The sequence below is a fragment of the Enterobacter cloacae complex sp. P29RS genome (genome assembly GCF_014893445.1).
GTDB classification, from domain to species: Bacteria; Pseudomonadota; Gammaproteobacteria; order Enterobacterales; family Enterobacteriaceae; genus Enterobacter; species Enterobacter intestinihominis.
In genome coordinates this window covers 46,848-60,321 of the sequence record NZ_JADBPZ010000017.1, presented here as the reverse complement: position 1 = coordinate 60,321, position 13,474 = coordinate 46,848, and the positions used below count along the sequence as shown (strand labels likewise).

Annotated in this window: 13 protein-coding genes; 6 read left to right on the top strand and 7 right to left on the bottom strand. The window is 57.0% G+C overall.

The genetic code is table 11. The features are described 5' to 3' along the window. Positions 1–13: 13 nt before the first annotated feature. The 4 genes from rhaS (IM282_RS14085) to rhaB form a co-directional block, all read right to left on the bottom strand. Entirely contained in the window at positions 14–1,000 is a 987-nt protein-coding gene (gene rhaS / locus IM282_RS14085) for a rhamnose ABC transporter substrate-binding protein (RefSeq protein WP_023298909.1), read from the bottom strand. A gap of 82 nt (positions 1,001–1,082) precedes the next feature. Next, positions 1,083–1,913: a rhamnulose-1-phosphate aldolase gene (rhaD, locus tag IM282_RS14080; RefSeq protein WP_022649818.1), complete on the bottom strand. Its 831-nt coding sequence runs from the start codon at positions 1,911–1,913 to the stop codon at positions 1,083–1,085. Positions 1,914–2,034: 121 nt separating this feature from the next. Next, positions 2,035–3,294 carry an L-rhamnose isomerase gene (gene rhaA, locus IM282_RS14075; RefSeq protein ID WP_192970500.1) on the bottom strand — a complete coding sequence of 420 codons (1,260 nt, stop codon included), beginning with the start codon at positions 3,292–3,294 and terminating at the stop codon, positions 2,035–2,037. Continuing rightward, positions 3,291–4,760 (bottom strand): rhamnulokinase, encoded by a 1,470-nt coding sequence (rhaB, locus tag IM282_RS14070; protein WP_192970499.1) that lies wholly within the window; start codon positions 4,758–4,760, stop codon positions 3,291–3,293. Before rhaB ends, rhaA begins: the two co-directional genes overlap by 4 nt. Positions 4,761–5,061: 301 nt before the next feature. On the opposite strand from rhaB, the gene rhaS (IM282_RS14065) reads away from it, so the two are divergent. Both rhaS (IM282_RS14065) and rhaR read left to right on the top strand, forming a co-directional pair. After that, the gene (rhaS, locus tag IM282_RS14065; RefSeq protein ID WP_022649815.1) at positions 5,062–5,898 is read left to right on the top strand and encodes an HTH-type transcriptional activator RhaS; all 837 of its coding nucleotides are present in this window, start codon (positions 5,062–5,064) and stop codon (positions 5,896–5,898) included. A gap of 73 nt (positions 5,899–5,971) precedes the next feature. Continuing rightward, the gene (gene rhaR, locus IM282_RS14060; protein ID WP_192970498.1) at positions 5,972–6,820 is read left to right on the top strand and encodes an HTH-type transcriptional activator RhaR; all 849 of its coding nucleotides are present in this window, start codon (positions 5,972–5,974) and stop codon (positions 6,818–6,820) included. Here the strand turns inward: rhaR and rhaT are convergent, their stop codons facing one another. Then, positions 6,821–7,855, bottom strand: a complete 1,035-nt coding sequence (gene rhaT, locus IM282_RS14055; protein ID WP_022649813.1) for an L-rhamnose/proton symporter RhaT — start codon at positions 7,853–7,855, stop codon at positions 6,821–6,823. A gap of 288 nt (positions 7,856–8,143) precedes the next feature. Between rhaT and sodA the strand changes: the two genes are divergently transcribed. Beyond that, complete coding sequence (gene sodA, locus IM282_RS14050) at positions 8,144–8,764, top strand: superoxide dismutase [Mn] (RefSeq protein WP_003861999.1); 621 nt, start codon at positions 8,144–8,146, stop codon at positions 8,762–8,764. 66 nt (positions 8,765–8,830) lie between these two features. Beyond that, on the top strand, positions 8,831–9,505 hold the full coding sequence (gene yiiM / locus IM282_RS14045) for a 6-hydroxyaminopurine reductase (RefSeq protein ID WP_192970497.1): 675 nt from the start codon (positions 8,831–8,833) through the stop codon (positions 9,503–9,505). Positions 9,506–9,604: 99 nt separating this feature from the next. On the opposite strand, the gene cpxA is transcribed toward yiiM, so the two are convergent. Further along, the gene (gene cpxA / locus IM282_RS14040) at positions 9,605–10,978 is read right to left on the bottom strand and encodes an envelope stress sensor histidine kinase CpxA (RefSeq protein WP_022649811.1); all 1,374 of its coding nucleotides are present in this window, start codon (positions 10,976–10,978) and stop codon (positions 9,605–9,607) included. Next, positions 10,975–11,673: an envelope stress response regulator transcription factor CpxR gene (gene cpxR, locus IM282_RS14035; protein WP_003862004.1), complete on the bottom strand. Its 699-nt coding sequence runs from the start codon at positions 11,671–11,673 to the stop codon at positions 10,975–10,977. Before cpxR ends, cpxA begins: the two co-directional genes overlap by 4 nt. Before the next feature lie 150 nt (positions 11,674–11,823). Between cpxR and cpxP the strand changes: the two genes are divergently transcribed. Together cpxP and fieF are read left to right on the top strand one after the other, a co-directional pair. Next, positions 11,824–12,330 (top strand): cell-envelope stress modulator CpxP, encoded by a 507-nt coding sequence (gene cpxP, locus IM282_RS14030; RefSeq protein WP_023305089.1) that lies wholly within the window; start codon positions 11,824–11,826, stop codon positions 12,328–12,330. 153 nt (positions 12,331–12,483) lie between these two features. Next, complete coding sequence (fieF, locus tag IM282_RS14025; protein ID WP_023298903.1) at positions 12,484–13,368, top strand: CDF family cation-efflux transporter FieF; 885 nt, start codon at positions 12,484–12,486, stop codon at positions 13,366–13,368. Positions 13,369–13,474: the final 106 nt, after the last annotated feature.

The following is a 13,474-nucleotide window of genomic DNA, read 5'->3' as shown; positions in this document are numbered from 1 at the left end:
CCAACAAATCGCATCAAAAGATTTTCGAGAACTTATCAATATTGCTGGCATCGTAGACGAACGGCTCGGCCATCGCGCCGTTGCCGTCAGCATCCAGCTTCACTTTGCCCAGTCTGCCCATGCTGGCCTCACCTTTCGTGGCCGTGCCTTTCACCAGGTCATCCGCCAGGTAGGTTGCCGCATAGCCGAGGTCAATCGGGTTCCAGATGGCAAAGCTCTTGCTCGCGCCGGACTTCACCGCGCCCGCCATCTCGGACGGCAGGCCTAAACCGGTGACGTACACTTTGCCAATCTTGCCCTGGTCCTTCACCGCCTGCGCAGCGGCCACGATGCCCACGGACGATGGCGAAACAATCACTTTCAGTTCGGGGTAGGTTTTCAGCAAGCCGACCGCTTCGCGGTAGCTTTTGTCAGAGAGATCGTCTCCGTAGGCCACGGTCACCAGATTGACGGACGGGTACTTCGGCAGCACCTTTTTCATCTCCGCAATCCATGTATTCTGGTTGGTGGAGGTTGGCGTGGCGCTCAGCACCGCCACGTCGCCCTTCTCCACGTTCAGCGCTTTCAGCGCGTCGGCGGCGAGCTTCACGTTGGTTTCGCCAATCAGGGCATTATTGGACGGGTTGAGGTGGATCTGGCGTCCGGCTTTCGCCACCCCGGAGTCCCACGACACAACCTTAATGCCGCGCTGCATCGCTTTTTTCAGCACCGGCACGACGGCGTCCGGATCGTTCGCGGAAATCGCGATCGCATCCACGCCCTGGGCGATCAACCCGTTCAACACCTCGATCTGCGCTTCCGCCGTGGTGGTGGTCGGGCCGGTATAAATCACTTTCACATCGCCTAACTCTTTGGCCGCCTCCTGCGCGCCGACGTTCGCTGCCTCGAAGAATCCATTTCCTAAGGACTTCGCCACCAGGGCGATTTTCACTTCTGCTAAAGCGGAACCGGACAACGCCAGAGCGGCAACGGTGAGGATCAAGCTTGCTTTTATTTTCATTGCTTTTACTCCACTGACTTGAGTTAGTTGTAGGGATTGCAGGTGGTTTTCGCCCCGTCTCAATGAGCGGGGCGCGATGTTGTTATTGGTACAGATCTAACGCCGACTGCATGGGGGTGACGCCAAAGCGTTTGCCCAGGGCGATCAGCTCTTCCCGGGTGATGGTCTGCTTCATGCCGCCCATGGAATAGACCTTCACCAGCACTTCCGCGGATTTCTCGGCGGTGTCGATCAGGCCGAAGGTTTCATCCAGCGTCGGGCCGCTGCCGAAGACGCCGTGGAACGGCCACAGCACCAGTGAGTGCTTCTGCATGTCCGTTGCGGTTGCCTGACCGATTTCGTCGGTGCCCGGCACCATCCACGGCAGAATGCCGACGCCGTCCGGGAACACCACCAGACACTCGGTACTGCCTTCCCACAGTTTGCGGGTGAAGAAATCAGAATTATTTTCCAGCACGTAGGTCAGGGCGATCAGGTTGGTGGCGTGGCAGTGCATGATCACGCGGTCTTTGCCATTGGTCGCCTTGATGCGTTCGCAGTGGGAGAGGAAGTGCGCCGGCAGTTCAGAGGTCGGCACCGCGTCGTCCGTCAGTCCCCAGAGAATGTGGTAGCCCGCGCCGTCGCTGTCCACCTTCACCACGCCAAGGTTGGCCTGCGGGTCGAGCTGGACGTTGCGGAAGAACTTCCCGGAACCGGTGACGATAAACGGCGTGTTGGCGAGCAGCGGCATCGGCTGGCTCAGGGCGATATAGCGCGGCTTCTGGTGGAAATCGGCGGCAAATGGCTCGATATCCGCGTCGTCCAGGCGTAGCGTCAGGTTGCCGCCGTTGCGCTCATCCCAGCCTTTGAGCCAGGCGTCAGAGGTGGCTTTGATCATGCCCTGGACGAACCAGGAAGTGGTGATGGTCTGCATAGTTTTCATTTCCAGTTATCGCGGTGAGGTTGAACCCCTCACCCTAACCCTCTCCCCAAAGGGGAGAGGGGATGGTTTGCTCCCTCTCCCCTTTGGGGAGAGGGCAGGGGTGAGGGGGCAGTTACCCGCGCTGACTCAACACGTCTTCCTCATATGCCCGCACGTTGTCCAGCCACTGGCTGCCCGCAGGCGCATCGTGACGCTGGCAGTACATCTCCCATACCGCCTGCCACGGCAGGGATTTCTGCTCTTCCAGCAGCGCCAGGCGCGCGGTGTAGTCGCCGTTTTCTTCCAGCTGTTTCAGGGCGGCGACAGGCTCCAGCAGCGCGCGCAGCAGGGCTTTCTTCATGTTGCGGGTGCCGATAACCCACGCCGCGATGCGGTTGATGGAGGCGTCGAAGAAGTCGAGGCCAATGTGTACGCGGTCAAAGAGGTCGTGGCGGATGATTTCGCTGGCAATGGCCTGGGTTTCGTCATCCAGCAGCACCACGTGGTCGCTGTCCCAGCGAACCGGGCGGCTGACGTGCAGCAGCAGACGCGGCACGTAGAGCATGGCGGCGGAGATTTTGTCGGAGATCACCTCGGTTGGGTGGAAGTGGCCGGCATCCAGGCACAGCGCGGTCTGGCGGCTGGTGGCGTAACCCATGTAGAACTCGTTTGAGCCCACGGTGTAGCTCTCTGCGCCAATGCCGAACAGCTTGCTCTCGACGGCGTCGATGTGGTGCGCCGGGTCCAGTTTTTCGCTGATAGCTTCATCCAGCGCGGCCAGCAGACGCTGACGCGGGGCCAGTCGGTCTACGGTGATGTCCTTCATGCCGTCCGGGATCCAGATATTCATTACCGATGGCGTGCCAAGCTGCTCGCCGAAATACGCCGAGACGCGGCGGCTGGCTTTGACATGGTCGATCCAGAACTGGCGGATTTCGTCGTTGGCGTGCGCAAGGGTAAACCCGTCCGCGCTCAGCGGGTGCGAGAAGCAGGACGGGTTAAAATCCAGACCCAGCCGGTTGGCCTTCGCCCACTCCACCCAGTTCTGAAAGTGTTCCGGTTTGATTTCGTTACGCGCGACCGGCTCGTCGGATTCGAGATAAATGGCGTGCAGGTTCAGGCGCTTTGGCCCGGGGATCAGGCTCAGCGCCAGCTCCAGATCCGCACGCAGTTCGGTGGCGTTGCGCGCTTTGCCCGGGTAGTTACCCGTGGCCTGAATACCCCCCGTCAGGGAACCGCCCGGGTTCTCGAAACCGGCGACGTCATCACCCTGCCAGCAGTGCATGGAGACGGGCAGACGGTCGAGCTGGCGCAGCGCCTCTTCGACATCCACGCCGACGGCGGCGAAACGCTGTTTAGCCAGATCCCAGGCTTGTTCAAGTTGAGTGGTCATGCGCAAAGCTCCTTAGTCAGTCGTTTTTGCTGAAACTGCGCCCGGTAGCGGGCAATTTCATGGCAGGGATGGGGGGTGAAGGTGGTCAGGCTGTTATTCGCCGTCACCACCGAACGGAAATCGTCGACGTTTGAAAGTTCGTCCAGGGTCATCAGCTGAATGCCGATATTGCCGAGCGTGGAGGCTTCAATCGGACCTGCCACCACGGTAATGCCGCAGGCATCCGCGCAGAGCTGGTTCAGCAGCTGGTTCTGGCAGCCGCCGCCCACGATATGCAGTTGTGTGAACGGTTTGCCGCGAAGGTCAGCCAGCTCGCTCAGGATGTCGGCATACAGCAGGGCGAGACTGTCAAAAATGCAGCGTGCCAGCTCGGCGGAGCGGGAAGGTACCGGCTGCCCCGCTTCAAAACAGGCGGCCTGGATTTCGGCGCTCATGTGCACCGGGTTGATAAAGCGATCGTCGTTCGGGTTGATCAGGAAGGTGCAGGCCTTCAGCGTTTCGGTTTCCGCGATAAGCGCGGGCAGGTCGGTGATGGCCTGCTCTTTCAGCACACGCTGGAGCAGCCACAGCCCCATGATGTTCTTCAGCACCCGGTAGCGGCCTTCGGCACCGCCTTCGTTGGTGATGTTCGCCGCCATCGCGGCATCGCTGGTGTACGGGGTTTTGCTCTCGAAGCCCATCAGCGACCAGGTGCCGGAAGAGAGATAGGCCGCATCTTTGTCGGCGAGCGGCGAGGCAATGACCGCGCTCGCGGTGTCGTGACTGGCGACGGCGACAACAGGGATTTCATTCCCCTGCGGGCAAAGCCAGTGGCCGATCACATTGCCCGGATGGGTTGGCGCGCCGAACCAGGACGGCGAGGCGCCCGTCCAGGCCAGCAGATGTTCATCCCAGTTATCGGTGTTGATGTTGACCAGCTGCGTGGTGGTGGCGTTGGTGTATTCCCAGTTCATATTGCCGGTCAGACGGTAGCTTAAGTAGTCCGGGATCAGCAGCGCATGCGCCACCTTTTCGACCAGCTCAGGCTGTTGCTCAACCAGCGCACGTAGCTGATACAGCGTGTTAAACGGCAGGAACTGGATGCCACTGCGACCATAGATGTTCTCCTTGCCAAGCTGCGCGATGGCGTGCGCCATCAGCCCATCGGTGCGGCTGTCGCGGTAGGAGACCGGCAGGCCGACGCGTTCGCCGTGACTGTCCAGCAGCACGTAATCCACACCCCAGGTATCAATGCCGATACTGTCGATGCGAATACCGTCTTCGCAGACGTTGTGAAGTCCGGTGCGGATCTCTGCTTCCAGGGCGTCGATATCCCAGGTAACAAAATCGTCCTGTTTTTGCAGACAATTGGCGAAACGGTGCATTTCGCGAAGCGTAAGGGTGTGCAGGTCGCAGTCCCAGGTGGCGAGCATTACACGGCCGCTGGATGCGCCTAAATCGACAGCCACACAATGGCGAAAAGTCATGGTCGGGTCCTTTCTTAAGTCATTACCGAGGAGTGTAAGAAAGGGAAGAAATAGCCACCTTCTCGCCACTGACAGCCCAAATCTCGCGCTGGCAAGAAAGCAAAGATGAACGTGAGGGAGTTCACAGTTTCCAGTAATCGCGGGGTTTGCAGGCAGTGTGACGCTGACCGCATTTCCCGATCTTTCCACCTGTTTCTTGAAAAACCGGCAGCTTTTGCGCGGTTTGCTGTCAAAAATTTAAGGTGAGCGGGGAAGGCCTTAATTACTATTTTGAGAACTTTTCTCATTGGTAGAGGCCGTTATGACCGTACTGCACAGCGTCGATTTTTTTCCTTCGGGGGCTTCGCCGGTTGCGATTGAGCCACGGCTGCCTCAGGCTGCGTTCCCGGAACATCATCATGATTTTCATGAAATTGTGATCGTTGAGCACGGAACGGGCATCCACGTGTTTAATGGTCAGCCGTATACCATCAGCGGCGGTACGGTGTGCTTCGTGCGCGATCACGACAGGCACCTGTATGAACATACCGATAACCTGTGCCTGACCAATGTGCTCTATCGTTCTCCGGATGCGTTTCAGTTTCTCTCCGGGCTGAATCAGCTGTTGCCGCAGGAGAAGGACGGCCATTATCCGTCGCACTGGCGGGTGAATCAGTCCACGTTGCAGCAGGTGCGTCAGCTGGTAAGCCAGATGGAGCAGAGCGAGGATGGACAGGAGACGCACGCCATTGCTACCCGCGAGATGCTGTTTATGCAGCTGCTGGTGCTGCTGCGGCGCAGCAGCCTGGTGGAAGGGCTGGAAAATAACGACGCGCGCCTGAATCAGCTGATGGCCTGGCTGGAAGATCATTTTGCCGAAGATGTCTGCTGGGAAACGCTGGCGGATGACTTTTCGCTCTCGCTGCGCACGCTGCATCGTCAGCTCAAGCAGCATACCGGGCTGACGCCGCAGCGCTACCTCAACCGTCTGCGCCTGATCAAAGCGCGTCACCTTTTAAGGCACACGGATGAAAGCGTCACGGATATCGCCTATCGCTGCGGTTTCGGCGACAGTAACCACTTTTCAACGCTGTTTCGTCGGGAATTTAGCTGGTCGCCGCGCGATATCCGTCAGGGGAAAGACGCGTTGCTTCAGTAACGCGAGGGCAGTCACCGTTTTTTTACCGCAGAAAGGCTAATAATGTCCGGTTATTCGCCGTCGAGGTTGTGGTGTGGCTGCTCAGTTAATTCTTCGTAAAGATGATTTTTTTGCCTCCGCGAGTCAGGCCGTCGCGGTGGCGGACCGCTATCCGCAAAACGTCTTTGCCGAGCATACCCACGAGTTCTGCGAGCTGGTGCTGGTGTGGCGGGGCAACGGCCTGCACGTCCTCAACGACCGTCCCTACCGCATCACGCGCGGAGACCTGTTCTACATCCGCGCCGAAGATAAACACTCTTACGCCTCGGTTAACGATCTGGTGTTGCAGAACGTCATCTACTGCCCTGACAGGCTTAAACTGAATGTCGACTGGTCGGGCAATATCCCCGGTTTACATGATGCCAGAGGCGAACCGCACTGGCGCTTAAGCAGCAACGGCATGGCTCAGGTGCGCCAGACGATTTCCCAGCTGGAGCAGGAGAGCCAGAAGAGCGATCCGGTGGCAAACCAGATGTCGGAGCTGCTTTTTGCCCAGCTGGTGATGACCCTGAAGCGCCATCGTTACGCTACGGATAATCCCTCTGCCACCACGCAGGAAGCGCTGCTGGATAAGCTCATCACCCGGCTTGCGGGCAGTCTTAACAAGAGTTTCGTGCTGGAAAAATTCTGCGAGCAGGAGCAGTGCAGCGAGCGCGCGCTGCGCCAGCAGTTCCGCACCCAGACGGGGATGACGGTAAACCACTATCTGCGCCAGCTGCGCATCTGCCACGCTCAGTATCTGTTACAGCATACTGAGCTGATGGTGAGTGAAGTGGCGATGCGCTGCGGCTTTGAGGACAGTAACTACTTTTCGGTGGTGTTTAACCGTGAGGTGGGGATGACGCCGGTTCAGTGGCGTCATCGCAGTCGAAAGGAAGCGTAATCAGTTCGCCATGCCGAGGCCGACGATATTGGCCGCAATAATAATCACCACGCAGCCCAGGCTCAGCACGCCAACCGGACGACGCCCGGCGTTGTTCCACTCTTTCAGCACCAGCCCAACCAGCCCGCCGCACAGCACGTAGAAGCTCATGTGCAGCATCCAGCTCATGTAGTCATACTGCGCCGGAATACTGGCGTGACCCCAGGCGTAGAAGAAGAATTGCAGATACCACATCAGACCGCCGAGGGCGGAAAGCAGGACGTTGGTGACGATCAGCGGTTTTGCCAGCGAGAAGTCGGCTTTTACCGACAGATTCTTCACTTTTGCCAGACGAATGAAGCAAAAGCCGAGGTTTACCAGTGCGCCGCCGCCCATGATCACCACGTAGCTTGGCAGGGCAACGTACAGCGGGTCGACGCCCAGCGCCGCAGCGGCGTCGTGCATCGGTTTGGCGGCGTTCATCGCGAACGACATGCCCGCCGAGAAGACGCCGCACATCACCGCCAGTAGCAGCCCTTTCTTCAGGTTGAACTCTTCGGCTTTGATGCCCATCTTGCGTTCTTTCAACTGGCCCGCGCGGGTGACAATTCCCACGCCGATCACCGCTACCAGCACGCCCAGCAGCGTCATTCGCCCACCCTGGGTGTTGATCAGCACATCGAAGTTGCCGTTGAGGATTGGCGTCATCAGGGTGCCAACAATCAGCGTAATGCCGATCGCGATGCCAATCCCCATCGACATTCCGAGGTAGCGCATGGTGAGGCCGTAGTTGATATTACCGATACCCCACATCGCGCCGAACAGGAATACCGGCAGCAGGGTGGAGGCGTTGAAGGAGGAGAAGTAGCCCCAGAAATCGGGCAGCAGCATGGCGCTGATTGTCCACGGCAAAATCAGCCAGGACACGGTACCGCCAACGGACCACATGGTTTCCCATGACCAGCCTTTCACCTTTTTAAACGGGGCATAGAAACAGGCTGCACTGGCCGCGCCTATCAAATGCCAGAAGATACCCATCGTAATCGCATGATTCATTTTTACATCCTCATCGTTTTTATAGCCGGAGGCTTCCCGCCGACTTGATGAGTGTAAAAATTAGGCGGTTTGGGAACCTTCAGAAGGTTGCCGCACTTTTGTTTTGAATGGCAATCAGCACGTTAACCGCGTGAGCAGACTCACAATTCCTTCATTTCTCAAAAACCGAATAACCTTATAAAAACTACGGCATTGATAATCATTTTCAATATCATTTAATTAACTATAATGAACCAACTGCTTACGCGGCATTAACAGCTGTGCCGCCCGACAATAATGGAGAGGATTATGAGTTATACACTGCCATCCCTGCCGTATGCCTACGACGCACTGGAACCGCATTTCGACAAGCAGACGATGGAAATCCATCACACTAAACATCACCAGACCTACGTGAATAACGCGAATGCTGCGCTGGAAAGCCTGCCAGAGTTCGCTAATCTGCCTGTTGAAGAGCTGATCACCAAACTGGACCAGCTGCCAGCAGACAAGAAAACCGTGCTGCGCAACAACGCGGGCGGTCACGCTAACCACAGCCTGTTCTGGAAAGGCCTGAAAACCGGCACCACCCTTCAGGGCGACCTGAAAGCGGCTATCGAGCGTGACTTCGGTTCCGTTGACAACTTCAAAGCGGAATTCGAAAAAGCCGCTGCAACCCGTTTCGGCTCTGGCTGGGCGTGGCTGGTCCTGAAAGGTGACAAACTGGCGGTCGTTTCAACCGCAAACCAGGACTCCCCGCTGATGGGTGAAGCTATCTCTGGCGCATCCGGCTTCCCAATTCTGGGTCTGGACGTGTGGGAACACGCTTATTACCTGAAGTTCCAGAACCGTCGCCCTGACTACATCAAAGCCTTCTGGGATGTAGTGAACTGGGACGAAGCAGCAGCGCGTTTCGCCGCTAAAAAATAAGGTTGCATTGACGCCTGTGAGAAGCGAGTCTGATGACTCGCTTTTTTTGTATCTGAAGGAGTGGAGATGCATTACCCGGTGAATGTGTTTACAGGCAAGGTAAGGGAGTACGAAGGCAGTCGCCCGAGCGCTATCGCCAAAGTGCAGGTCGACGGTGAGCTGACGCTTACCGAGCTTGGTCTGGCGGGTGACCAGCAGGCCGAAAAGAAAATCCACGGCGGGCCCGATCGCGCGCTGTGCCACTATCCGCGCGAGCACTATCAGCACTGGAAAACCGAATTTCCTGGACAGGCGGACCTCTTCGTCGCCCCCGCGTTTGGCGAAAATCTCTCAACGGAAGGGCTGACGGAGAAGAACGTCTTTATTGGCGATATTTATCGCTGGGGCGATGCTCTGATTCAGGTCACCCAGCCGCGCTCGCCGTGCTTCAAGCTTAACTACCATTTTGGCATTCAGGATATGTCGGCCCAGCTGCAAAACGCGGCTAAAACCGGCTGGCTGTATCGCGTTGTGCAGGCGGGACAGATTTCGGCGGATGCGCCGCTTGAGCTGGCTTCGCGCCTGAGTGAGGTGTCGGTATACGAGGCCTGTGCCATTGCCTGGCATATGCCCTTCGACGATGAACAGTTTCACCGCCTGCTGTCAGCGGCAGGATTATCCACCAGCTGGACCAGAACGATGCAGAAGCGGCGGATAAGCGGCAAGATCGAGAGCAGTTCGCGGAGATTATGGGGGAAATAATTGCCCCTCACCCCGGCCCTCTCCCCAAAGGGGCGAGGGTGAAAAGACCGCACCGAGCCGTCCCCTCTCCCCTATGGGGAGAGGGTTAGGGTGAGGGGATTACGAACGCTTATACAGCGGCAGCCACAGCGTTAACCGCAGACCGCCCAGCGGGCTGTCATCGGCTTTCACCCAGCCACGGTGCTGCTGCATGGCGGTTTCAACAATCGCCAGACCCAGCCCCGTACCGCCAGATTCACGGTCGCGCGCCTCGTCGGTACGGTAGAACGGACGGAAAATCTGCTCGCGATCTTCCGGGCTGACGCCTGGACCGTCGTCGTCCACGATGATAGTGATCCCGTCTTTATCCACCGAAAACGCCACTTCAATCTTCGTATGCGAGTAGCGCAGGGCGTTACGCACGATATTCTCCAGCGCGCTTTCCAGCGTGTTGGGGTTACCGTACAGCGGCCACGGGCCCGGCGGGAAATTGACGGTGAAGGATTTGCCCATCTGTTCCGCTTCGAACGCCGCGTTGTCCAGCACCTCATGCCAGAGGTGATTGGCTTTCACCGTTTCGCTCACCAGCGCGTTTTTCTGCTGATTACGCGACATCACCAGCAGGTCGTTGATCATGCTGTCCAGGCGATGCGCTTCCGTCTCAATACGCTCCAGCTCTTTGCTCTCACCGCTGCGACGGCGCAGCAGGGCGGTACCCAGCTGTAAACGCGTGAGCGGCGTCCGCAGCTCGTGGGAGATATCCGACAGCAGACGTTGCTGGGCCGTCATCATTCGATCAAGCGCGCTCACCATCTGGTTAAAACTGGTTCCGGCGGCCAGGAACTCCTGCGGCCCGGATTCCAGCTCCGGATGCTGCCTCAGGTTGCCCTGCGCCACTTCGTCCGCCGCGTTTTTCAGCTTACGCGCCGGTTTCGCCAGGCTCCACGCCAGCCATAACAGCAGTGGGGAACTAACCAGCATGGTGACAATCAACAGCAACAGCGGACGGTCAAACAGCAGGTTGATGAAGTCGGACTGGGAACTGCTCGCGGGGCGAATCAGGTAGAGCTGGTAGTTATCTTCCCCATCCCGCACCGAGAAAGGACCCACCATTTCTACCCGACCATATTTCTTTTTCTGTGGGTGATCGGCGTTATCCGCCTGGCCAATAAAGTTGCGGATAATCTGCATTTCATTGCGATCGGCCCCAATCACGCGGCCTTCACTGGTGACCAGTAAAAGACGTTGTCCGGGGGGCGCCCACTTGTCGATAGCGCGAAACAGCCTGCGCCACCACATTAAATCGTTCGGCGGATCGTTTGCCAGCTCCGCTTCCACGTGCTGCTCGATCATCACGCCCTGACGTTGCTCGCTGTCGAGCAGCTCCGTCATCTGGCGTGAGTCGAGTTTTGGCAACATCAAAACGAGCATTAAAACCAGTGCCAGCGTCAGCCAGAAGATGGCGAAGATGCGGGCGGTTAAGCTGCCTATCATGAAGCGGAAACCATCAGATAACCGCGACCACGCAGGGTTTTAAACCAGGGGTGACCGTCTTTACGCTCCGGCAGTTTACGGCGCAGGTTCGAGATATGCATATCGATGGCGCGGTCAAACGGGGTGAGGCGTTTGCCCAGCACTTCCTGGCTCAAGTGTTCACGCGACACCACCTGGCCGAGATGCTGCGCCAGCAGATACAGCAGGGTGAACTCGGTGCCGGTTAGCTCCAGCGTTTCACCGTCGAAGCTCGCTTCCTGGCGGCCCGGGTTCAGGCTCAGGGAGTCCACTTCCAGCGTAGGTGAGCTGTTGTCGGTATTCTGCTGCTGCTCGCTCCAGTGAGAGCGGCGCAGGATCGCGCGAATACGGGCCACCAGTTCACGGTCGTTGAACGGCTTAGGTAAATAGTCATCCGCACCCAGCTCAAGGCCGAGTACGCGGTCAAGCTCGCTGCCGCGTGCGGTCAGCATAATGACGGGGGTCTGGTGTGTCTGGCGAAGCTCTTTCAACGTATCAATACCGTTTTTCTTCGGCATCATGACGTCGAGCAAAAGTAAATCGATGCTGTCGTCAAGGAGACTCAGCGCCTGTTCCCCATCATGGGCAACCAGGACGTTGAAACCTTCCATGTCGAGCAACTCCTTTAAAAGAGATGTGAGCTCTCGGTCATCATCAACTAACAGGATTTTATTCATTGTTTAAATACCTCCGAGGCAGAAATTACGACATCAAGGCTATCTAATCCATGACTTTACGTTGTTTTACACCCCCTGACGCATGTTTGCAGCCTGAATCGTAGACTGTCTCTCGTTGAATCGCGACACGAAAGATTTTGGGAGCAAGTGATGCGCAAAGTTACCGCTGCCGTCATGGCCTCAACGCTGGCCTTCTGTGCGTTTAGCCAGGCTGCTGTAGCTATCAACAGCGATAACGGTTCCTCAGCAGAGGGCGCAACGCAGCACAGCAGCCAAAGCCATATGTTTGACGGCATAAGTTTAACCGAACATCAGCGTCAACAGATGCGAGATCTGATGCAGAGGGCAAGACACGACCAGCCCCCTGTTAATGTTAGCGAAATGGAGACAATGCATCGCCTTGTCACCGCAGAAAATTTTGACGAAAGCGCTGTACGCGCTCAGGCAGAAAAAATGGCGCAGGAACAGGTTGCCCGCCAGGTAGAAATGGCGAAGGTTCGCAACCAGATGTTCCACCTGCTAACGCCCGAGCAGCAAGCGGTTTTGAATACCAAACATCAGCAACGTATGAACCAGTTGCGTGAGGTTGCACGGATGCAGCGAAGCTCAGATATGACGCTTTTCAGTAGCAATAGCAGTACCCGTAGTAACCAGTAAACCCTGTTTTCCTTGCCATAGACACCATCCCTGTCTTCCCCCACATGATGTGGGGGTTTTTTTTGCCCATCGTTCAGTGTTGTTAACGCTTTATTCATCCTTTCACTCCACCGCCATCCGTTATACTAGCGCCATGGCATGACAGGAGTGTTTATGAATCAATCCTATGGACGGCTGGTAAGCCGGGCCGCAATAGCCGCGACGGTGACGGCGTCGTGTTTGCTGATCATTAAAATTTTCGCGTGGTGGTACACCGGGTCGGTTAGTATTCTGGCGGCGCTGGTGGATTCACTGGTGGATATTGCCGCCTCGCTGACCAACCTGCTGGTGGTGCGCTATTCGCTGCAACCGGCAGATGAAGAGCATACGTTTGGCCACGGCAAAGCGGAATCGCTGGCCGCGCTGGCACAAAGTATGTTTATTTCTGGCTCCGCGCTTTTCCTGTTTTTGACCGGCATTCAGCATCTTATTTCGCCTTCTCCGATGAACGATCCGGGCGTTGGTGTGGTCGTAACCGTAGTTGCACTTATAAGCACACTTGTTCTTGTAACGTTCCAGCGCTGGGTTGTACGCAAAACACAAAGCCAGGCTGTACGGGCCGATATGCTTCATTATCAGTCTGATGTTATGATGAATGGGGCTATTCTTATTGCGCTCGGTCTGGCCTGGTATGGCTGGCATCGTGCCGATGCGTTGTTTGCGTTAGGGATAGGGATCTATATTTTATACAGCGCGTTGCGGATGGGGTATGACGCGGTACAGTCGCTTCTTGACCGTGCGCTTCCGGATGCAGAACGTGATGAAATTTATGCCATCGTGACCCACTGGCCTGGCGTCAGTGGTGCTCACGATCTTCGTACGCGGCAGTCAGGGCCGACCCGCTTTATTCAGATTCATTTGGAAATGGAAGACAACCTGCCACTGGTTCAGGCGCATATGGTCGCTGAACAGGTGGAGCAGGCGATTTTGCAGCGTTTCCCTGGGTCAGACGTCATTATTCACCAGGATCCGTGCTCTGTCGTCCCCAGGGCGTTTTGAGCTTTCGTAATTCGTTGTAAAAAAGTGAGCCAGACCAGCATTTTGTGGATAAATTACCACCATATGGCCTGACCTGAATCAATTCAGCTGGAAGGGATTGATATAC

Bases quoted from the DNA above. Each gene is read 5' to 3' on its own strand.
- rhaS (WP_023298909.1), bottom strand. From the start codon at position 1,000: ATGAAAATAAAAGCAAGCTTGATCCTCACCGTTGCCGCTCTGGCGTTG.
- rhaD (WP_022649818.1), bottom strand. From the start codon at position 1,913: ATGCAGACCATCACCACTTCCTGGTTCGTCCAGGGCATGATCAAAGCC.
- rhaA (WP_192970500.1), bottom strand. From the start codon at position 3,294: ATGACCACTCAACTTGAACAAGCCTGGGATCTGGCTAAACAGCGTTTC.
- rhaB (WP_192970499.1), bottom strand. From the start codon at position 4,760: ATGACTTTTCGCCATTGTGTGGCTGTCGATTTAGGCGCATCCAGCGGC.
- rhaS (WP_022649815.1), top strand. From the start codon at position 5,062: ATGACCGTACTGCACAGCGTCGATTTTTTTCCTTCGGGGGCTTCGCCG.
- rhaT (WP_022649813.1), bottom strand. From the start codon at position 7,855: ATGAATCATGCGATTACGATGGGTATCTTCTGGCATTTGATAGGCGCG.
- sodA (WP_003861999.1), top strand. From the start codon at position 8,144: ATGAGTTATACACTGCCATCCCTGCCGTATGCCTACGACGCACTGGAA.
- yiiM (WP_192970497.1), top strand. From the start codon at position 8,831: ATGCATTACCCGGTGAATGTGTTTACAGGCAAGGTAAGGGAGTACGAA.
- cpxA (WP_022649811.1), bottom strand. From the start codon at position 10,978: ATGATAGGCAGCTTAACCGCCCGCATCTTCGCCATCTTCTGGCTGACG.
- cpxR (WP_003862004.1), bottom strand. From the start codon at position 11,673: ATGAATAAAATCCTGTTAGTTGATGATGACCGAGAGCTCACATCTCTT.
- cpxP (WP_023305089.1), top strand. From the start codon at position 11,824: ATGCGCAAAGTTACCGCTGCCGTCATGGCCTCAACGCTGGCCTTCTGT.
- fieF (WP_023298903.1), top strand. From the start codon at position 12,484: ATGAATCAATCCTATGGACGGCTGGTAAGCCGGGCCGCAATAGCCGCG.